At 40.9% G+C, this 18,056-nt stretch carries 20 protein-coding genes; 9 read left to right on the top strand and 11 right to left on the bottom strand.

What is annotated here, in order from left to right; translation table 11 throughout:
- Nucleotides 1–13: 13 nt before the first annotated feature.
- Nucleotides 14–631 (bottom strand): transcriptional repressor LexA, encoded by a 618-nt coding sequence (gene lexA / locus ATS71_RS03910; protein ID WP_006793773.1) that lies wholly within the window; start codon nucleotides 629–631, stop codon nucleotides 14–16.
- Between the two features lie 176 nt (nucleotides 632–807).
- Between lexA and ATS71_RS03915 the strand changes: the two genes are divergently transcribed.
- On the top strand, nucleotides 808–1,251 hold the full coding sequence (locus ATS71_RS03915) for a PaaI family thioesterase (RefSeq protein WP_058403628.1): 444 nt from the start codon (nucleotides 808–810) through the stop codon (nucleotides 1,249–1,251).
- 1 nt (nucleotide 1,252) lies between these two features.
- Here ATS71_RS03915 and ATS71_RS03920 read toward each other — a convergent pair whose 3' ends face one another.
- Nucleotides 1,253–1,633 carry a hypothetical protein gene (locus tag ATS71_RS03920; RefSeq protein WP_006793771.1) on the bottom strand — a complete coding sequence of 127 codons (381 nt, stop codon included), beginning with the start codon at nucleotides 1,631–1,633 and terminating at the stop codon, nucleotides 1,253–1,255.
- A gap of 246 nt (nucleotides 1,634–1,879) precedes the next feature.
- Here ATS71_RS03920 and ATS71_RS03925 point away from each other — a divergent pair, with 246 nt between their 5' ends.
- From ATS71_RS03925 to ATS71_RS03940, 4 genes are all read left to right on the top strand, one after another.
- Nucleotides 1,880–2,578: a hypothetical protein gene (locus ATS71_RS03925; RefSeq protein ID WP_058403629.1), complete on the top strand. Its 699-nt coding sequence runs from the start codon at nucleotides 1,880–1,882 to the stop codon at nucleotides 2,576–2,578.
- 62 nt (nucleotides 2,579–2,640) lie between these two features.
- A complete protein-coding gene (locus ATS71_RS03930) occupies nucleotides 2,641–3,294 on the top strand; it encodes an endonuclease (RefSeq protein ID WP_058403662.1) in 654 nt (217 codons plus the stop codon).
- A 147-nt stretch (nucleotides 3,295–3,441) separates the two neighbouring features.
- Nucleotides 3,442–5,058, top strand: a complete 1,617-nt coding sequence (locus ATS71_RS03935; protein WP_058403630.1) for a S41 family peptidase — start codon at nucleotides 3,442–3,444, stop codon at nucleotides 5,056–5,058.
- Nucleotides 5,058–5,429 (top strand): hypothetical protein, encoded by a 372-nt coding sequence (locus ATS71_RS03940; protein WP_058403631.1) that lies wholly within the window; start codon nucleotides 5,058–5,060, stop codon nucleotides 5,427–5,429. The genes ATS71_RS03935 and ATS71_RS03940 overlap by 1 nt, the downstream gene beginning before the upstream one ends.
- Before the next feature lie 60 nt (nucleotides 5,430–5,489).
- On the opposite strand, the gene hmpA is transcribed toward ATS71_RS03940, so the two are convergent.
- Genes hmpA through ATS71_RS03955 form a run of 3 tightly spaced genes read right to left on the bottom strand, consistent with a single transcriptional unit; the run spans nucleotide 5,490 to nucleotide 8,193 of the window.
- Nucleotides 5,490–6,671, bottom strand: coding sequence for an NO-inducible flavohemoprotein (gene hmpA, locus ATS71_RS03945; RefSeq protein ID WP_058403632.1), 1,182 nt, complete (start codon nucleotides 6,669–6,671; stop codon nucleotides 5,490–5,492).
- A 20-nt stretch (nucleotides 6,672–6,691) separates the two neighbouring features.
- The gene (locus tag ATS71_RS03950; protein ID WP_058403633.1) at nucleotides 6,692–7,924 is read right to left on the bottom strand and encodes an NnrS family protein; all 1,233 of its coding nucleotides are present in this window, start codon (nucleotides 7,922–7,924) and stop codon (nucleotides 6,692–6,694) included.
- The gene (locus ATS71_RS03955) at nucleotides 7,924–8,193 is read right to left on the bottom strand and encodes a hypothetical protein (RefSeq protein ID WP_058403663.1); all 270 of its coding nucleotides are present in this window, start codon (nucleotides 8,191–8,193) and stop codon (nucleotides 7,924–7,926) included. Before ATS71_RS03955 ends, ATS71_RS03950 begins: the two co-directional genes overlap by 1 nt.
- Before the next feature lie 160 nt (nucleotides 8,194–8,353).
- Here ATS71_RS03955 and norR point away from each other — a divergent pair, with 160 nt between their 5' ends.
- Complete coding sequence (gene norR / locus ATS71_RS03960; RefSeq protein WP_058403634.1) at nucleotides 8,354–9,910, top strand: nitric oxide reductase transcriptional regulator NorR; 1,557 nt, start codon at nucleotides 8,354–8,356, stop codon at nucleotides 9,908–9,910.
- Here norR and ATS71_RS03965 read toward each other — a convergent pair.
- Nucleotides 9,903–10,802 carry a LysR family transcriptional regulator gene (locus tag ATS71_RS03965; protein WP_058403635.1) on the bottom strand — a complete coding sequence of 300 codons (900 nt, stop codon included), beginning with the start codon at nucleotides 10,800–10,802 and terminating at the stop codon, nucleotides 9,903–9,905. The genes norR and ATS71_RS03965 overlap by 8 nt on opposite strands.
- 119 nt (nucleotides 10,803–10,921) lie before the next feature.
- Between ATS71_RS03965 and ATS71_RS03970 the strand changes: the two genes are divergently transcribed.
- Entirely contained in the window at nucleotides 10,922–11,488 is a 567-nt protein-coding gene (locus ATS71_RS03970) for an NADPH-dependent FMN reductase (RefSeq protein WP_058403636.1), read from the top strand.
- 11 nt (nucleotides 11,489–11,499) lie between these two features.
- Here the strand turns inward: ATS71_RS03970 and ATS71_RS03975 are convergent, their stop codons facing one another.
- Nucleotides 11,500–11,946: a tellurite resistance TerB family protein gene (locus ATS71_RS03975; protein ID WP_058403637.1), complete on the bottom strand. Its 447-nt coding sequence runs from the start codon at nucleotides 11,944–11,946 to the stop codon at nucleotides 11,500–11,502.
- 98 nt (nucleotides 11,947–12,044) lie between these two features.
- On the opposite strand from ATS71_RS03975, the gene ATS71_RS03980 reads away from it, so the two are divergent.
- Nucleotides 12,045–12,410: a hypothetical protein gene (locus ATS71_RS03980; RefSeq protein ID WP_058403638.1), complete on the top strand. Its 366-nt coding sequence runs from the start codon at nucleotides 12,045–12,047 to the stop codon at nucleotides 12,408–12,410.
- 2 nt (nucleotides 12,411–12,412) lie between these two features.
- Here ATS71_RS03980 and ATS71_RS03985 read toward each other — a convergent pair whose 3' ends face one another.
- Together ATS71_RS03985 and ATS71_RS03990 are read right to left on the bottom strand one after the other, a co-directional pair.
- Nucleotides 12,413–13,006 (bottom strand): hypothetical protein, encoded by a 594-nt coding sequence (locus ATS71_RS03985; RefSeq protein ID WP_058403639.1) that lies wholly within the window; start codon nucleotides 13,004–13,006, stop codon nucleotides 12,413–12,415.
- Between the two features lie 43 nt (nucleotides 13,007–13,049).
- A complete protein-coding gene (locus ATS71_RS03990) occupies nucleotides 13,050–14,036 on the bottom strand; it encodes a hypothetical protein (protein WP_058403640.1) in 987 nt (328 codons plus the stop codon).
- Between the two features lie 411 nt (nucleotides 14,037–14,447).
- Between ATS71_RS03990 and ATS71_RS03995 the strand changes: the two genes are divergently transcribed.
- The gene (locus ATS71_RS03995; protein WP_058403641.1) at nucleotides 14,448–15,956 is read left to right on the top strand and encodes a DUF3360 family protein; all 1,509 of its coding nucleotides are present in this window, start codon (nucleotides 14,448–14,450) and stop codon (nucleotides 15,954–15,956) included.
- A gap of 72 nt (nucleotides 15,957–16,028) precedes the next feature.
- On the opposite strand, the gene leuD is transcribed toward ATS71_RS03995, so the two are convergent.
- A complete protein-coding gene (gene leuD, locus ATS71_RS04000) occupies nucleotides 16,029–16,628 on the bottom strand; it encodes a 3-isopropylmalate dehydratase small subunit (protein ID WP_058403642.1) in 600 nt (199 codons plus the stop codon).
- On the bottom strand, nucleotides 16,628–18,028 hold the full coding sequence (gene leuC, locus ATS71_RS04005; RefSeq protein WP_058403643.1) for a 3-isopropylmalate dehydratase large subunit: 1,401 nt from the start codon (nucleotides 18,026–18,028) through the stop codon (nucleotides 16,628–16,630). Before leuC ends, leuD begins: the two co-directional genes overlap by 1 nt.
- Between the last annotated feature and the right edge of the window lie 28 nt (nucleotides 18,029–18,056).

Here is an 18,056-nt window from a genome sequence, read left to right on the forward strand (position 1 = left end):
AAATAAGGTAAAGCTACATCCAGTCTGCGTTACGAATAACACCCACTGCCAAGCCTTCAATGTTGAATGACTCAGTTTCAAGGTCGACCTTAATTGGTGCAAACTCGTCATTTTCGGCATGAAGTAATACCTGACGACCTGCCTTTTCAATACGTTTTACTGTTACATCGTCATCAACACGAGCAACCACAACTTGACCATTTTCAGCCACTTGTGTTTTATGTACAGCAAGTAAGTCGCCATCCATAATGCCTATATCTTTCATACTCATACCATTTACGCGCAGTAAAAAGTCAGCAGCTGGTTTAAACATTAATGGATCAATTTTACAGTGGCTCTCAACATGCTCTTGCGCCAAAATGGGTGAGCCTGCCGCAACTCGGCCAATAAGCGGTAAACCTAATTGCTCCGGTTCCTCTTCTTCAACAAGTTGAATCCCTCGGCTTGCGCCTGGCTTCATTTTAATCACCCCTTTTTTGGCAAGGGCTTTTAAATGTTCTTCAGCGGCATTTGCACTTTTAAACCCTAACGTTTGTGCTATTTCAGCACGTGTAGGCGGCATACCAGTGTCTTTAATAAACACTTTAATTAATTCGAGTATTTGAGCTTGGCGTTTAGTTAATGGGCGCATACAACTGGTTTTCCATACAGTACATTTAACTGTGAGTATATACAGTTAAATAAAAATCGCAAATTTAAATTACCCGTTCAAATAGCCAAATTACTTCCTTACGTGTACATTTTAGGTGCTTTCTAAAATAGCCTATAAAAATAGTAACTTGCTTCATTAAATTTAAAGGAATCTATATGAGTATTTGGCATCAACCGATTACATTAGCACTGTGTAAACAATTAGACGAAGGGATTAGTGGCCAAGGTACCCTAATGAAAACCATGGGAATAGAAATAACAGAGATAGGCGATGACTACTTAGTCGCAACTATGCCTGCAATCCCTGCACATCATAATCCTATTGGCATGGTTCATGGCGGCGCTAACGTTGTACTGGCAGAAACGGTAGCCAGCTATGCTGCTAATTTTGTTGTCGATTTCACAAAATTTTACTGTGTTGGGCAAGAAATAAGTGCAAGCCATTTAAAGGCTTCTCGTAATGGTACATTAACGGCAACAGCACGCGCATTTCATATTGGAAAACGTAGCTCAGTATGGGAAATAAAAATCACAAATAGCCGTAACGAACTGTGCTGCGTATCAAAAATGACCGCAGCAGTTGTTGAACGAAAAGCGTAGGTTACTTCTCGAGAGGGTAAATTGTTATTTCCATACCCGCGCCAATAGCAGATATACGAAGTAGTGTATCTGCATGCAAAGCTTGATTAAAACACTTTGGCGATGTGCCTGACTCAAATCCTATATCAAACGTTCTGCGTGAACAGCTTAACCATTGCTTTAATGCATTGCGTGAACACGATTCAATAAGCTCACAAATATGGTTTATTGCTTTGTCTGGTGATTTAACATCGCCAGCTACCTCAATACGCGCTAATTGACGGTATTCGTCTTTGTCATAATGTAAAATCGTTGCGACTTTTTTTAGGTCGGCCACCAGCACACTAATATCTTGTTTTGACTCAAGCTCTAGATCTACATTTAAAAATTGAATTTCCGACATTGTTTCGTATTTATCCTCTAATGGTTACCTTGCAAACTTTAACGCAGTTTTATCGTTATACCAAATCAACACCCTATAAATAGACACTTTATCAGTTAATATTCTTATTTTAGAGTGTTATTGCTACTTACTATTCGCGCTAGTGTGCTGCAACTCAGTTTTAATGCACTAGTGCGACATTTTGTCGCACCCACCTTGCCTACCATTCGCGTAAAATGTTTATTAAAAATAATAAGATAAACACCTATGAAAAAAATATTTAAGCCAGCACGTAAACTTCATAAATGGTTAGGCTACCTATTAGGAATACAAATACTAGCTTGGTTGCTTGGCGGTTTAGTGATGAGCGCTATTCCGCTTGAAAAAGTACATGGTAAACACCTAGCAACACGCACTCTAGCCAACCCTTTTAAAAGCCATAGTTACGTCGCATCAATTGATGATATCGCAACCAAAGTAACCAATCCGACTAAAATAACCTTCACACATTTCTTATTCACCCCACTTATAACTGTAACCAGTAAAGACAACCAACAAAGCTTTAATGGCATTACTGGACAACCATTTAAAGCGCCGAATAAACAGCAAATAATTGCTAATGCGCACGCACATTTACTTATTGATGCTCAACCCGAAAGTACCGCATTATTAGCTGTAGGACCACGAGAAAGCGGTTATAAAAAAAATGTATGGCAAGTACAATTTAACGATACATTTAGCACCACCCTCTATTTGTCATCAGATACAGGCCAAGTGATTACTGTGCGCAGTACACTGTGGCGAATTTTCGACTTTTTTTGGATGCTTCATATTATGGATTATGATGAGCGTGAAAACTTTAATAATCCTTTATTAATTAGCTTTGCAGCAACCAGTGTACTTTTTTGTTTAAGTGGTTTTTTGCTGCTATTGCAAAATATAAGGATTAAACGCAGTTTTAAATAAGTGTATGTTTGCCTGTTAAGCCAGTAAACTAGGCGCTCCTGTAGTTCACGCATGTGATGGATATGACCCGATTGATTTTGGCCTTACTGGCTTGCTGTGTCTGTTTTTCGGTATCAAGTAAAGACTTTACTCGTTTCTCTACTGCTAAAAAGCACTTAATAAAAACACTACCGAACAATGCAAAAAGCCTGTATTGCGGTTGTGATATTAAAAAACAAGGTAAAAAACTAGTGCCAGATCCAACGGGTTGTGGCTATGTACCACGTAATACGTTCACGCGCTCTGGCAAAATAAATCAGCGCGCTTTACGTATTGAATGGGAGCACATAGTGCCGGCATGGGAGTTTGGCCATCAACTACAATGTTGGCAAAACGGCGGGCGAAAAAATTGCCGTAAGGTCAGTGCTAAATTTAGGAAGATGGAAGCCGACATAAACAATTTAGCCCCCGCCATTGGCGAAATAAACGCTGACCGTTCTAATTACCGCTTTGGTATGCTGGGTGAGCCCGCGACCCAATATGGCCAATGTAATGTAAAAGTAAACTTTAAACAACGCGTTGTAGAGCCTCCGCTTTATGCCCGAAAACAAATTGCCGACGCCTATGCTTACATGCAAAAAACGTATGGTTTAAAAATTTCAAAACAACAACAAAAACTCTTTAATGCCTGGCAAAAACAAGACCTAGCACTAAAAAACACGACCAATAAACTGTAATAGCGCCTATCCACTAATAAAGAAATTCAAGCTCCTGCTTTGCAAATAAAAATGACACACTTATTTACATAAAGAAAAAGCTAAACGTTGAATAAATAATCAGGTGTTGTAGTATTTTAAATAACTTATTTACAGGAAGTACTTAGCATGTTTAAAAACAACACACTATCGCTTGCAATTATCAGCGTGCTCTCAGCTTTTGCTTTAACAGGTTGTGGTGGAGGCGGAGGTAGCAACAATACACCATCTCCTGTCACGCCACCAACAAGTAGCACACCGACATGGACTGCTGGTGTATTTGAACCGTCAGACGAACTTAAAAACTTTTGTGAAACACCGCGCACAGGTAACGATCCGTTTAATAATAACCAACCATACCCAGACCAAGCTGGTTCAGCCTTATACGAAAAACTATGGCTTCGTTCATGGAGCGACGAAACATACCTTTGGTATGATGAAATTACCGATAACAACCCTGAATCGTTCGATACCGTGGCTGACTATTTTGCTCAACTAAAAACTGAAGAACTAACCGATTCGGGTGCTAAAAAAGATAACTTTCATTTTTCAGAACCCTCTGAAGATTACTTCCAAGAAGCACAGTCGGGCGTCACTTCTGGCTATGGTATTAACTGGGCATTTATTGGTGATTCAGCCGATAGAATTTTACGTGTTGCTTACCTTGAAGATAACTCTCCAGCAAGCCAAATTGGCTTTCAACGAGGCGATACCGTACTTGAAGTTGATGGTGTGAGTATTAATACCAATACCCAAGCAGGCATAGACACTTTAAACGAAGGCTTGTTTAGCCCAACCAACGGTGACTCACATACAATTGTTGTACGCAGTAACGACGGCACGGAAAAAACGTTTAATGTCACTGCAGGTAACATCGAACAAACTCCAGTTCAAAATGTAAAAACAATTGTAACAAGCAATAACACGCGCGTTGGGTATATGCAGTTTAATAGTCACATAGGTATTGCCCAAGAAGGACTCATTGATGCAGTAGATAAGTTTAGAACCGATAACGTGGACGAACTCGTTATTGATTTTAGATACAACGGCGGTGGTTTATTAGCACTGTCTTCGCAGCTTGCATATATGGTGGCGGGGAGCGCCAATGTACAAAACCGTTTTTACTATCAAACGCAACAAAATGATAAACAGCCTGTTGATTCTCCATTCCCGTTTATTGACGAAGAAATAGACTACTCAACGTTTTTCAGTACTGGCGATAAATTACCTGATTTAAACTTATCTAAAGTGTATGTATTAAGTACATCAGGTACCTGTTCAGCCTCTGAAGCGTTTGTAAATGGCTTAAAAGGGATAGATGCAGAGGTGATACTTATTGGCGATACAACCTGTGGTAAACCATACGGATTTACGCCTACACACAACTGTGGAACAACCTACTACACCATTCAATTTAGTGGCGTTAACAGCAAAGGCTTTGGTGAATATGCCGCTGGCTTTACCCCTACACCAACGCCACAATTTAATGCCGATGTACAAGGGTGTGTTGTTAACGACGACTTTGATAATCAACTTGGTGATAGCAACGAAGCTTTACTATCTACGGCACTTTTTCATATAGATAATAACGGTGAGTGCCCAATCACAACAACAGTCGCTAATAGTAAAGTAGATGTACCAAGCTTTGCTGTAACTAGCGAAAAACTGCAGCCTTTAAACGCACCAAATGAGCTCACTGGCGGTAACATGGACCTAACATGGCCTACGTTGTCTAAGGAGCAATAATGGTAAAGTTACTGGCAATACTCACTGTATTAATTAGCCTTGGGGGGTGTAATAGTATGAGTAATGCCGTTGCAAAACCTGCGCTTTTAACAGAGGTTAACTCAGGCGTTATTACTGTGCTACAACAGGCCATTATAAAAGCCAAAGGTGGCACGCTAGTTACACTTGCCGACACTGTGTTTACCAAACGTAGCGAGCTTTTGCTAAGCCATGGAAATAGTAAAGATCCAAATGGCATGCCCATAATGGGCGCGCATAATATAAAGTCTGAAAAATTTGTTTTACAAATAATCGGCGAGCAGTGCGTGCTTTATTATCCTAAAAAAGATATGTCTATTGAGCTTAAAAACGTAAGTTGTAAAGCGCAATAAAATACTATTAAAAAGGCACACAGCATTAATACTGTGTGCCTTTATCATTTTTCACTTGGTTTATAAGTCTTGATGCGGACCAAACACTTCGTAATGAATATGCTCATTTTTAACGCCTAGTGCCAGTAACTGGCTTTTCACAAACGCCATAAACCCAGCGGGGCCACATAAGTAAAAATTGCCATTTGTAAGAGGTAACTGTGTTTTTATGGCTGTTAAATCCATTAACCCAGTAAAATCAGCCCCATCACTGCTTTGATTAAACCACGTCATAGTTTGCAAACAGTTATAAACCGTACTTAATTCATTTAAATAGTGTGCAAACGAGTGCTGTTGAGTATTTTCGCACGCATGTAAATATAGAATGTCGTGATTAGGGTTATCGCTTAATAACGTTTCGAGCATAGCAAGCATTGGCGTTTGCCCAACACCTGCTGAAATAAGTACCGTCGGTTGAGTGCTATTGCGTAAAAAGAAATCACCTGCAGGCGGGTATAGTTCAACTATGTCACCTTGAGCTAGTGAGTGTAAATAATTAGACACCATACCAGGCTTTGGCTGTAGCTCTTTTTTAACACTAATACGGTAGTTTTTACCGTTACTTTTTTGCGAAATAGAATACTGGCGAATTTCTTCATATTCAGCGCCCTCTGGCTTAACTTTAATACCTAAATATTGGCCAGGTTTATGGGTAATAACCGCTTCGCCATCAACCGGCGTAAGTGTAAAGCTTGTTACTAGCTCAGATTCAACTTGCTTGTTGGTTATTTCAAATTGGCGAGTACCGGCCCAACCACCCAGTGTGTTTTTACTGTGTTCATACAAAGCCGCTTCTTCGGTAATACAAATATCAGCAAGCAATGCGTAAGCTTCACGCCATGCGTATTCTACATCTGGCGTAAATTGATCAGGAATAAGCTCTTTTAAGGTGCCAATTAAATGAGCACCAACAATGGGGTAGTGCTCTGGTAAAATATTTAAACTGGTGTGTTTATGATTAATGCGCGCTAATGCCTCTTTTAACACCGCTAAGTTATCAATATTTTGGGCGTATGCCGCTAATGCGTTAAACAAAGCAAATTGCTGGCGGCCGGTGTTTTGATTCGCCATATTAAAAATATTTTTAAGCTCTGGGTTATGGCTAAACAAACGCTTATAAAAATGATCGGTAACAACCGTGCCGGCTTGCGCTAATAACGGAACGGTGCTTTTAACAATCTCAATGGTTTTATCAGATAACATAATGTATTCCTGTAGGTAAACTAACCACAACGCCCATCAACACGACGCCGCGTTAATATAGGTGTGCAGTAAATTAAAAATAACAAAAAAGCCACTAACCACAGCAAAGCACTTACCTGCCAAGCAAAGTGTGGCCCAATAATTAAGGGGAGTATTGAGCGAGTAATAGCTGCCACCAGCACAAGAGCAAAAGCAACAGATATATAATTAGGGGTGCTAAGCGTACGCCCTGTATGACCAAGCGATACACGGGTCATCATGGCTAAAATCATCATCCCTATTGTGCCAATAGTGATAAGATGGAGCGCATCTTTGAAGGGTATTACGCTTGTGTAAAAGCTAAATGCAATCATCATCAAGCCAACACCTAAAGCAAGATAAGAAAAATGCAGAGACCATAATAAAGGCACTTTTAGCACTTTTGCGTTCCACCAAAACCCTGATCGAATTAAGTGAAGCGCAGCAACTATTGCAACAATTAATGCAGGGCTAATTGAGCTTAAAAATAACTTACTGATAAAAAATAAAGTAATTGCCAATATTGATAAATACAGCAGTGCTTTATCAATTTTAGGAGTGCGTGTTTGCTCGCTAAGCAATAAACCTTTAGCAGTAAAAAAGGGAAGCACCCTTCCAGCAACAATGCCTACCAGTAAGCTAATAACGAGTACAGCGGTGTCAACCACAGCCAAAGCAAGCTGCATGTTGTTATTTAAAACAAGTAATAAATAAAGTGTATTGAGGGAGCACAACACACTTAAAATAGCTAAAAACTGATAGTTATTTTTACTGCGTGCTTTTAACAGCATATTAGCCAGCGCCGCAATTGCACCTATCCACCATACTAGCTGCAGCACAATAACAGCCAATAAATTAATATTGGCAAAATCTGGCAGCACAATAAAAAAAGCTAAACGAGCAATTACCCATATTAAAGTAAGTAGCATAAGTGCTTTGCCACTTATACTTCCAATGCCCGTCCATGTTTGTGCCGCCGTAAGTAAAAAACCTACAGCAACCACTCCTGCAAAGCCAAACAGCATTTCGTGCGCGTGCCAAAATGTAGCTGGTATGGTTAAGTGCCAACTAGCATGGCCTGATAAAATAAGTAACCAATACCCTATCGAGAAAAATGCCAGCAAACCGCCGGCTAAAAAGTAAGGTCTAAATGCAAGCAGCCATAACGGCCATTTAGTTACGTGATGGATAGCTATGTGCGCTGGCATTGGCTCGGTTAAATTTAGTGGGCGCATTAGCGTACTTCCTGCCCTAAACCATGTTGAGCAACACAACGCAGCACATAACTAACTTTTAAAATAGCTGCCACTACAATAGTGCTAATATGTGCTGATATTTGTACCTGCATCGAAAAGTACTCTGCATAGGAGTAGCTAATTAAAATACTTACAACTATACAAATAAAGCTCAACCCTAATACGGCATTAGCAGTAAATAAAAGCGATTCAAAAAATGAGCCTAACTCAACATTGTTGCTTACATTATTTATTGTAAGTGTGTCCATAACTACCTCAGTAACCATTAACGTTACTTAGCTATTACACATACTGTGCCAATAAAATAAAGCATTACTATTCAGCAGGTTAAATATAACCACTTTACAAAATGAGTCTTTATGACCTACCCTATTTTAAATCATAAAAACACGTATAGGTCATTTTGACATGAACCAGCAATTCAACCTCACCCAAGTAGCTTTAGAGCTTGCCCAAAGCACCCTGCACGAGCACAGCTTTGACCAATTACTGGCAACGGTTGAGCGTGTAATACCTAGCGATGCCAGTGCATTACTTGTGGTGCAGGGCGAGCAACTTAAACCCTTAGCCATTAAAGGCCTGATGCCCGACAGCCTTGGCAGGCGTTTTAAAATAGCAGAGCACCCTCGCCTTAAGGCTATTTGTAGTGCTAGCCACGCATTACAATTTGCACACGACTGCCCACTGCCCGACCCATACGACGGCCTACTGCTGGCTAAAACAGGCGATATTCCTGTGCATGCCTGTTTAGGCTTACCCCTTTACGATAAAAATGCACTACTTGGCGTACTCACGTTTGATAGCCTTAATGCAAATGCCTTTAGCAGTATCAGCACAGATACGCTAAGCACCTTACAAACGCTGTGTAGTGCACATTTTAAAACGGCTCTAGAGCTTGCCCATTACAAACAACATGCGCAGCATTCAAGTGCACTTGTGCAAGAGTTAACACGTGATGCACTTACTCGCGATGGCGGTGAAATAATTGGCCAAAGCCCAGTAATAAAAACGCTTAAAAATGAAATAAAACTAGTTGCTGCCTCTAACTTTAGTGTATTGGTTTTAGGAGAGACAGGCGTAGGAAAAGAGTTAGTAGCGCGTAATATTCACTTAAATTCTGCACGTAAAGATCAGCCTCTCATTCACTTAAATTGTGCCTCACTTCCCGAAAATCTTGCAGAGAGTGAATTTTTTGGCCATGCCAAAGGCGCTTTTACTGGTGCACAAAATGCCCGCCAAGGTAAGTTTCAGCTAGCTGATGGCGGCACATTATTTTTAGACGAAATTGGCGAGCTGCCATTGGCTATGCAAAGTAAATTGCTGCGCGTACTGCAAAGTGGTGAAATTCAAACCGTTGGTGAAGACATACCAAAATACGTAGATGTTCGAGTAGTCGCTGCCACTAATCGTGATTTAAAACATGAGGTAGCACAAGGTCGCTTTAGAGCCGATTTATATCACCGGCTAAGTGTTTACCCTATTACCGTGCCGCCACTTAATAAACGTGAGCACGACATAACCCTACTTGCTGGTTATTTTATTGAGCAAACAGCCCGTAAATTAGGTATTAAACAATTAAAGCTAAGCACTGAAGCGCAAGCATTGCTTAACCAATACAGTTGGCCTGGTAATGTACGCGAGCTTGAACATGTTATTAGCCGCAGCGCATTAAAGGCTAAGCAAAGCCAATGGCAAAACCCTATAGTTACGATTACAAGCGAGCACTGCGATTTAACCCCACAGCTAAGTAATACAGTGCAAGTTAACACGCAAAACACCATTCACACGGCCTGTAATCAGCCATTAAAGCAGGCCGTTGAATCTTTACAATTTACAGTTATAACCGAGCAACTAAAGCAGCATAATTATAACTGGGCAGCAACTGCAAGAGTGCTGGAACTCGACAGAGCAAACCTTGTACGCCTTGCTAAGCGTTTAGGTATTGAGGTTAAAAAAACTATTTAAGAGTTTGAGGCTTATTAAAATGCGCTTTTAATAATCCTGCAAAAGCTTGTACTTTCGCGGTGCGATGCACTAAATGATGGGTCACTAACCACACATCGGTGGGCCAATTTAATTCACTGTGTAGCACAGGGACCAAATCGCTATATTGCGCTGCTACATCATGTTGTAAACCACCAATCCCTAAGCCTTTAATAATAGCGCGTGTAGCCTCGGCGGTTTCTGATACACGTAATTTGATTTGCGATGCAGGAATGTTTTCGTCTGCCCAAGCAAAATAAGGCACCCGCGCGTTATATCCCGCAACTCCTGATACAAAATTATGCTGCGATAAATCACTTAACGATTTGGGCATACCATGCTTGGCAATGTAGCGCTTATTGGCGTATAAACCGGATGTTAGCTTTGCTAAATGCTGAGCAATGTAGTCACCTTCATCAGGTTTAGGCCCTGCACGAAGCGCAATATGTGCTTGCCCGTGATCGAGGCGCAAGCGTTTTTGCTCCAAAATAACTTCAAGCTGTACTTGTGGGTGTAATGCCTGAAATTGTTCACATACATCGCCCATTACATCAATAAACCCACTAACCGTAGTAAGTAATAAACTTCCGCGTAAAGTACTATCGGCAGCGGCAATATCGTTATGTAGCTGTTCGAGCGAGGTATCTATAGTTTGCGCTGTAGCAAATAATTTAGCGCCTATTTCAGTTACCTTGTAACCACGAGCATGGCGATGAAACAAGCGGGTATCTAGGTTTTTTTCAAGGCTGTTAATTCGTCTTAACACTGTGCTGTGGTGTACATTTAGTGCCTCTGCCGCAGCGGTAAGCGTGCCAAGCCGAGCCACTTCAAAGGCTACTTTTACGTCTTGCCAGTCGTCAAATTTTATTGCCATGCGCCCTGCCTTAAACTTATGTGCGTATACGCACATAAGTGTTGCGTTTATTTGGGTTTTCTACAAGTAAAAGTTTGCTACATTAGGTATGTAACTTAAAACATAAAAAGGCCAAATCCATGTCAGCACCAAAAATTATCGCTCTTGCGGGCAGCTTACGAAAAGAAAGCTTTAATCAAAAACTTATTAATGAAGCAGCACGTTTTGCTTTGCAAACCGGTGCTGAAGTAGAAGTTATTCAGTTAAACGAATTAGATATTCCACTATTTAACGAGGACATTGAAGCGCAAGGCACACCAGTCGACGCCCAGCTTTTAAAAGACAAACTCCGCTCTGCAGATGGTATTTTATTGGCAAGCCCAGAGTATAACGGCTCGATCACTGCGCCATTAAAAAACGCCATCGATTGGGCGTCACGTACAGAGCAAGGTGCAGTACCGGCATTTCGTAATAAAGTAGTGGCATTATTTGCTACTTCACCGGGTGGATTGGGCGGTTTACGCGGTTTAAACCACGTACGTGATATTTTAAGCGGCATTGGTTCGTTAGTGCTTGCCGACCAACTTGCTGTACCCTCTGCGTTTTCTGTTTTTGGCGATAATGGCCAAATTAGCGACCCAGAAGTAGCCGATAAAGTATCTTCACTTGCTCATCAATTAGTCAGTGTTGCAAGCAAATTAAAGTAACCTTATACGCTTTACTTTTGCTTTGTCGCCGCTATTTTTGCGGCGATAAAATCAACATGCGTTACATATAATAGACCCGCTATTTTACGTATTACGTACTCTTCTTGTGGGTCTATTTCACCGTCTGCATAGGCTAAACGCCACAGCAATTCTATTATTTCGATGCGCTCGGCTGCACTGCAATGTTCATTAATCTGCTTTGAAAACTGAAAGTAATCAATTGCACCATCTAAACTGCTTGCAGCATTGGTGGTGAGCTCTTCAACCTCAGAATCTGTTAAATTAAAATATTTTTTTAAGGTTACAGTCAGGGTGTGTTGTTCATTATTGTCGAGCTTAGTATCGGCACGCATGACTTCAATTAGCAACGCTGCTACCGCCGTCTTTAAATCGTGCGGCTCTATACTCGGCGCTTGATCATCGAATGCTGCAAAAAGCTGTTTTATTTGTTTGAACATCACATTATCTCTTTTTGGGTGTTAGACTTAACGTACATAAACCGAACTTATATGAGTATTTAATGGGTATTAAGTTCGCAAATTAAAGGATACATTTTATGAAAGGGTTATTTTCACCACGCTTTATTATTATTAGCGCACTGGTGGGCCTTTCGAGTATAGGCACTGCGCAAGCCGACACCATCGAAAAAGAAAAATCATACGACTTTGATAATAAAGTGCATTACTACCAAACCAAAATTGACGACAGCAATTACAAACTAGAAATACAATCAGACGACTATAAGCATTTTGCCAATCAAAGTATGTTTTTACTTCGCCATGCAGAGAGGTTGTGCCGTGGTAATACCTTTATGTTAAAAGTGCTTGAAGGCGTGCAAGAATACGAACGTTTTCCTACTAAGCCACGTGCCTATCAACCACCTTTAACGGTTTTATTGCAATGCGAAGAGCCCGAACAATAAGTTTACTCTTCGTACCCCCATGGTGCAGCGGGTGGCGTAATAGATTTGGTTAAATCAAAATCCACTTTAAATTCGCGCCCTTGACGAATTAAACGGTAAGTAAATACCTCAGGGTAAATATACATTTGCCATGTATTCCCTGCCGATTGCGCAATACCTTGTGCTACAAATAATTCTTTAGAATATTGATCAGCAGGAAACGACTGCATTTGTGCATAACCCGCATCAAGTGTATGACCGCCATACATGGTTGAAGCATCGTCAGTACCATCTTCATGGCGATGATCGTGTTTTAAGCTCAAACCACTGCCTGTTTTTGTAATGATCCATGTACGTGACGCATCATCTCCCACATGAAATGGTACTTGCAGCTCGCTATCAGTACATTTACGTACATGCATGATTAGTTTTTTATTATCAAATGAGCTTAGGCCCTTTGCGTTATCTATACTTACTTTGCCCTCAAACGCTTTACCACAGTGCGCTGCAATATTTTTAAAAAACGCATCATGCATTGGTATAGATACCAAAGGCGCAGGGCGCGCAATAGCTGCCGATGAGGCAAGTAATAACGTTGCTGCCGTTAATGATTTCATAAAGTACTCTTATAATAATTTTTTAATACCATAGCGGTTTAAGTTAAGTTTGGGAAATAACTGCGACAAGTGGCTTCTCTGCTCTATTTTTCATTAATGTTAAAAGTGAATGATGGAAGTCTTGAAAAATGACCTCACCCCATATTCGCGAATAAACACCAAAATTTGTATTATCTTGCACGGTCGTTTTTAAAGTTAAAATGGTATTACCGCTTTTATCTTCACTTAACTCATACCCACCGTAAAGAGGTGAAAAGTATTCGCCTCCTAGTTTTACATGTTTATCGAGTGCGTCATCGGGGATAGCATCAGGGTCTATGTCAAATCTATAAAGCATCTGTTTATTTGGCTGCCAATCCGTAATAACTTCTTTAAATATGACTCCTTTTTGCCATTTACTGGTTCTAATTGCACCAACACCCGCAGCATTCATATTTGCCTCTAAGGGCTTAGGTACACCTATTAATTGGGTAAGCGAAAATGGCAATTCTTGTGGCTCTATGGTGCTTACATTTGCAAGCTGCTGCCACACACGGTTTATAGGCGCTTCAATAATTATAGAGTTGGTGACTTCGTACGTTTTTGATAAGTGTAAATAATTTACCTCAATAGGTGAGAGCAATACAGGAAGCAAAGCTATTGAAAGTAAAGAATGGTTAGCGTTTTTAGTTTTGCGATTTTTAATAAAACCTGCCAGTAAACCGCCAATACTTGCAAAGAGCATAAAGGCAGGCAAAGCCATTGCCACACAAATACTGCCTTCAAGTAACGTAATAACACTGACAAGTAAAAAAACAAAAATTGGCTGCCAAGCAATTATCACCATTTGCCTTTTAGTTAATGTTTTTGCGCTTTTAAATTCAAAATGAATACGAATATAGCCAATTGCAACGGGCACTAAAAACATAAATGATATAGAGACTAGGCTACTTAAATTATAAGTATCAAATAGCTCTACAAACAGCCGCATAAATATGCCGTAAAGCGTACCAAGTAAAATACCAATTGATTTAGGGGAGTTGAATTGCATCTCTATTCTTTATTGTTGTTATTAACAATCAGAAAGTAACAGAAGTATTATTCCACCACAAATAAAACAAAATTAACGGCTCCTGCAAGCAAATAGCCTGAAATAAAACAAATTTAACAACCACTAAGACTAAAGGATAATAACCTGTCGTTAACACGATACTATTCGGCAAATAGCTCTGCGCATCATTAATGATGCAATCAAGAATATGATTTATAAAAACTTTTAATCACCTTCTGTAATTTTATGATTTTTAGTGTAAAGCTGTTTTTTTAATTAACTGTATTAAAAATAATCATACACGACCTTTTGCCTATACATTCCTGAGTAAAAGCTGTTCTACCCTGCCCCTTCACTATTCATTTGCTTTAGGGCGTTTTGAAAAATAAGCAACGAGTAACAGGAGGGACTATGTCAGTAACCCCAAAGGGTCACAACTCAGATCACAAAGATACATTGCACGACAATATCAACAGCTATCAAAACAATCATAAACCCAGTTCAGAGTTTAATACCCGCGACGAATATTTAGAGCACGAGCTACAAATTATGCAGCCCAAGCGCTGGCGGCCTAATTTACCATTTAGAGACTACCGCTTTGAATTTGAAGACACGATTCCAGCCATGGCGGGCACCATTGGTAAAGTTGTTATGGTGGGGGCTATTGCAGCTACTTTTGCAGCGCCACTGGGTTTAAGCGATGCGTTTGTGTTAGAAAACGTACGCTATGAATTACTCATTGTTTCTATTTTTATTATTTTGTTTTCGGGCTTTATTTTACCCACGGCTAATTTAGCCGGTACTCATGGCCCACTTATTCCTCTTATTCCTATTGTGGTTGCCGCTGGCGGCCACCCTATGGCGTTTGGCTTACTTATTGGTGCCTTTGGCTTTATTTTAGCCATAACCAAAGGAGGGAGTTTATTGGCACGGTTAACCAGTAAAGGCGTGTGCGGGGGCTTACTCATATACTTGGGCTTTATTGGTACTATTTCGCAGGTTAAAAAGCTATTTGCATGGGCTGAGGCCATTGATATGGCGCACATTGCATTTATAGTTATTTTGGCCACCATTTTATTGTATGCGTTACTTGAGCATTTTAAAAAGCGCTGGCTTGCTGTGCCGCTTAGCTGCCTTATTGGCGGTGTGGTTGCATTTGCACTCGGTGCCCCATTTGAATTTAATACGGCACCGGGCTTACCAAATATGAACCCAGCTTATTGGTGGGGCGAAAACACGGGTTGGATGCTTGGCCTACCAAAACTTGAAAGCTTTGTGGTTGTGCTGCCGTTTGCGGTACTAGCTGTCGCTATGTGGTCACCGGATTTTTTAGGGCATCAAGTTTTTCAAAAAATTAGTTACCCGCAACGTACTGAAAAAGTACAAATGAACATAGACGACACCATGCTAAGTACATCGGTTAGGCAGACCTTTGGCTCGCTGGCCGGAGGTGCTAACTTTACCTCATCGTGGGGGACTTACATTGTACCTGCTGCTATTGCTAAACGCCCTATTCCGGCGGGCGCCATTTTAACAGCCGTATTTTGTATTATTGCGGGTTTATGGGGTTACCCAATGGATTTAGCCATTTGGCAACCCGTGCTTTGCGTTGCGCTTATTGTTGGTGTGTTTATTCCGCTACTTGAGGCTGGTATGGAAATGACACGCGAAGGTAAAACAACGCAATCGGCCGCAATAGTTGTATTTGCGTCAAGCTTGGTTAACCCTGCTTTTGGTTGGTCACTGACTATGCTGCTTGATAACTTAGGCTTAATTGGCTGTAAAGAGCGCAGTGCTAATTTAACTAAAATGAGCCGCTGGGTTGTACCACTCATTATGTTTGTGGTTTTAACTACCGTTATGGCTATTGTTGGTATGTTGCCGGGCATTCCTGCGCTAATGGCAGATTTTAGACATTAATTTAGCGTATAAAAAAGCGCGGCTTATATACTCAGCCGCGCTTTGTTTTCATATGTAATTAATTGCTTTTCTTTACTGCCAAGGGCGCTCAGCAGCAAGTTGTTTTTCAAACGTATCAATTTGTGGATTTAGCGTTTCGGTCACACCAATAAAATCTAAGCCACTTAATAAACGCTCTTTTACGTCTTTACGAATATCAAAACTAATTGGCGCAAATTTATCGCTTGATAATGTTTGGTTTTCAAGATCGATTTGAATGTTTATATCGTCGTGTTGCTCGCTAAGTACAAACAATTGCTCAAGCGTATCCGCCGGTAGTGCAATGGCTAGCATTTGGTTGTTGCCGCAGTTATTAAAGAAAATATCAGCAAAACTTTCCGCTAAAATCACTTCAAAACCATATTGCTTAAGCGCCCACGGTGCATGCTCACGCGATGAGCCACAACCAAAGTTGTCGCGCGTTAATAATATTTGCGCGCCTTGGTAGCATGGGCGATTTAAAATAAAATCAGGGTTTGGTTCGCCGTTTTCTAGGTAACGCCAATCGTAAAACAATGCTGCATCAAAACCATCACGGCTGGTTGATGTTAAAAACTGCTTAGGAATGATTTGGTCTGTATCTACATTGTTTTTATCAAGTGGGGCCATTAAGCCACTAAAAAATACGCTCATTAGGCTTCTCCTCTAATATCAACAAAGTGACCATGTATTGCAGCAGCTGCTGCCATTGCAGGGCTTACTAAATGCGTGCGCCCGCCACGACCTTGGCGGCCTTCAAAATTACGGTTAGACGTAGATGCACAGCGTTTGCCCGCTTCTAAACGGTCATCGTTCATCGCTAAACACATTGAACAGCCTGGCTCGCGCCATTCAAAGCCTGCGGCTTTAAAAATATCGGCTAAGCCTTCGTCTTCAGCTTGCTTTTTAACAAGGCCTGAGCCCGGTACAATTAACGCTTCAATACCAGCTACAACTTGCTTACCTTCAACAATTTTTGCCGCTGCACGTAAATCTTCAATACGGCTATTAGTACACGAACCAATAAAAACTGTATCTACTTTTGCGCTTGATAATTTATCGCCCGCTTTTAAGTCCATGTATTTAAGTGCGCTGCGTATAGCATCGGCTTTAATTAAATCAGGTTCTTGGTCAGGATCTGGTATGCACTCATCAACGCCAATGACTTGCTCTGGGCTTGTGCCCCAGGTAATTTGCGGCTGAATGTCGTTAGCTTCAAGCTCAACACTTAAGTCAAACTCAGCGCCTTCATCTGTTTTTAAGGTTTCCCAGTATTCAACTGCGGCGTCAAAGTCAGCGCCTTTTGGTGCAAACGGACGACCTTTTAAATAATCATAGGTAATTTTATCTGGCGCTATTAAACCCGCTTTTGCACCCATTTCAATGCTCATATTACATAGCGTCATACGGGCTTCCATTGAAAGTGCTTCAATGCCTTCACCACAAAATTCAGCAACATAACCTGTGCCACCAGCAGTACCTAATTTACCAATAACCGCCATTATTAAATCTTTAGAGGTTACCGTTGGGCGAAGCACGCCGTTAATTTGAATTTTTAACGACTTTGCCTTTTTTTGCTGTAGCGTTTGCGTTGCTAATACGTGCTCAACCTCAGATGTACCAATACCGTGTGCTAATGCGCCAAACGCACCATGCGTAGAGGTATGGCTATCACCACATACAATGGTAGTGCCAGGCAAGGTAATACCTTGCTCAGGCCCCATTACATGCACAATACCTTGGTTAATTGAGTTTAAATCGTAAAGTACAATGCCAAACTCTTTACAGTTTGCATCTAGCGCCATTAACTGGTTTTTAGATACTTCGCTTGCGGCATCAAGTGATCGGCTTTTAGTCGATACGTTATGATCCATCGTTGCAAAGGTTTTTTCAGGGCAACGCACCTTACGGTTTTTTTCACGTAAGCCTGCAAAAGCCTGTGGTGATGTCACCTCGTGCACTAAATGGCGGTCAATATAAAGTAAATCAGTTTGCTCATTTATGCTGGCAACGGTATGTGCTTGCCAAATTTTGTCGTATAACGTTTGGGCCACTTGCTAATTCCCTACTCTGTTAAGTCGC

The organism is Pseudoalteromonas sp. H71 (assembly GCF_001468485.1).
Classification (GTDB): domain Bacteria; phylum Pseudomonadota; class Gammaproteobacteria; order Enterobacterales; family Alteromonadaceae; genus Pseudoalteromonas.

Excerpts from the sequence above, each read along its gene's own strand:
- leuD (WP_058403642.1), bottom strand. The coding sequence starts at position 16,628 with ATGAGCGTATTTTTTAGTGGCTTAATGGCCCCACTTGATAAAAACAAT.
- lexA (WP_006793773.1), bottom strand. The coding sequence starts at position 631 with ATGCGCCCATTAACTAAACGCCAAGCTCAAATACTCGAATTAATTAAA.
- ATS71_RS03990 (WP_058403640.1), bottom strand. The coding sequence starts at position 14,036 with ATGCAATTCAACTCCCCTAAATCAATTGGTATTTTACTTGGTACGCTT.
- ATS71_RS03940 (WP_058403631.1), top strand. The coding sequence starts at position 5,058 with ATGGTAAAGTTACTGGCAATACTCACTGTATTAATTAGCCTTGGGGGG.
- ATS71_RS03935 (WP_058403630.1), top strand. The coding sequence starts at position 3,442 with ATGTTTAAAAACAACACACTATCGCTTGCAATTATCAGCGTGCTCTCA.
- ATS71_RS03915 (WP_058403628.1), top strand. The coding sequence starts at position 808 with ATGAGTATTTGGCATCAACCGATTACATTAGCACTGTGTAAACAATTA.
- ATS71_RS03965 (WP_058403635.1), bottom strand. The coding sequence starts at position 10,802 with ATGGCAATAAAATTTGACGACTGGCAAGACGTAAAAGTAGCCTTTGAA.
- ATS71_RS03930 (WP_058403662.1), top strand. The coding sequence starts at position 2,641 with ATGACCCGATTGATTTTGGCCTTACTGGCTTGCTGTGTCTGTTTTTCG.
- ATS71_RS03925 (WP_058403629.1), top strand. The coding sequence starts at position 1,880 with ATGAAAAAAATATTTAAGCCAGCACGTAAACTTCATAAATGGTTAGGC.
- norR (WP_058403634.1), top strand. The coding sequence starts at position 8,354 with ATGAACCAGCAATTCAACCTCACCCAAGTAGCTTTAGAGCTTGCCCAA.
- ATS71_RS03920 (WP_006793771.1), bottom strand. The coding sequence starts at position 1,633 with ATGTCGGAAATTCAATTTTTAAATGTAGATCTAGAGCTTGAGTCAAAA.
- hmpA (WP_058403632.1), bottom strand. The coding sequence starts at position 6,671 with ATGTTATCTGATAAAACCATTGAGATTGTTAAAAGCACCGTTCCGTTA.
- ATS71_RS03955 (WP_058403663.1), bottom strand. The coding sequence starts at position 8,193 with ATGGACACACTTACAATAAATAATGTAAGCAACAATGTTGAGTTAGGC.
- ATS71_RS03980 (WP_058403638.1), top strand. The coding sequence starts at position 12,045 with ATGAAAGGGTTATTTTCACCACGCTTTATTATTATTAGCGCACTGGTG.
- ATS71_RS03995 (WP_058403641.1), top strand. The coding sequence starts at position 14,448 with ATGTCAGTAACCCCAAAGGGTCACAACTCAGATCACAAAGATACATTG.
- ATS71_RS03975 (WP_058403637.1), bottom strand. The coding sequence starts at position 11,946 with ATGTTCAAACAAATAAAACAGCTTTTTGCAGCATTCGATGATCAAGCG.
- ATS71_RS03985 (WP_058403639.1), bottom strand. The coding sequence starts at position 13,006 with ATGAAATCATTAACGGCAGCAACGTTATTACTTGCCTCATCGGCAGCT.
- ATS71_RS03970 (WP_058403636.1), top strand. The coding sequence starts at position 10,922 with ATGTCAGCACCAAAAATTATCGCTCTTGCGGGCAGCTTACGAAAAGAA.
- ATS71_RS03950 (WP_058403633.1), bottom strand. The coding sequence starts at position 7,924 with ATGCGCCCACTAAATTTAACCGAGCCAATGCCAGCGCACATAGCTATC.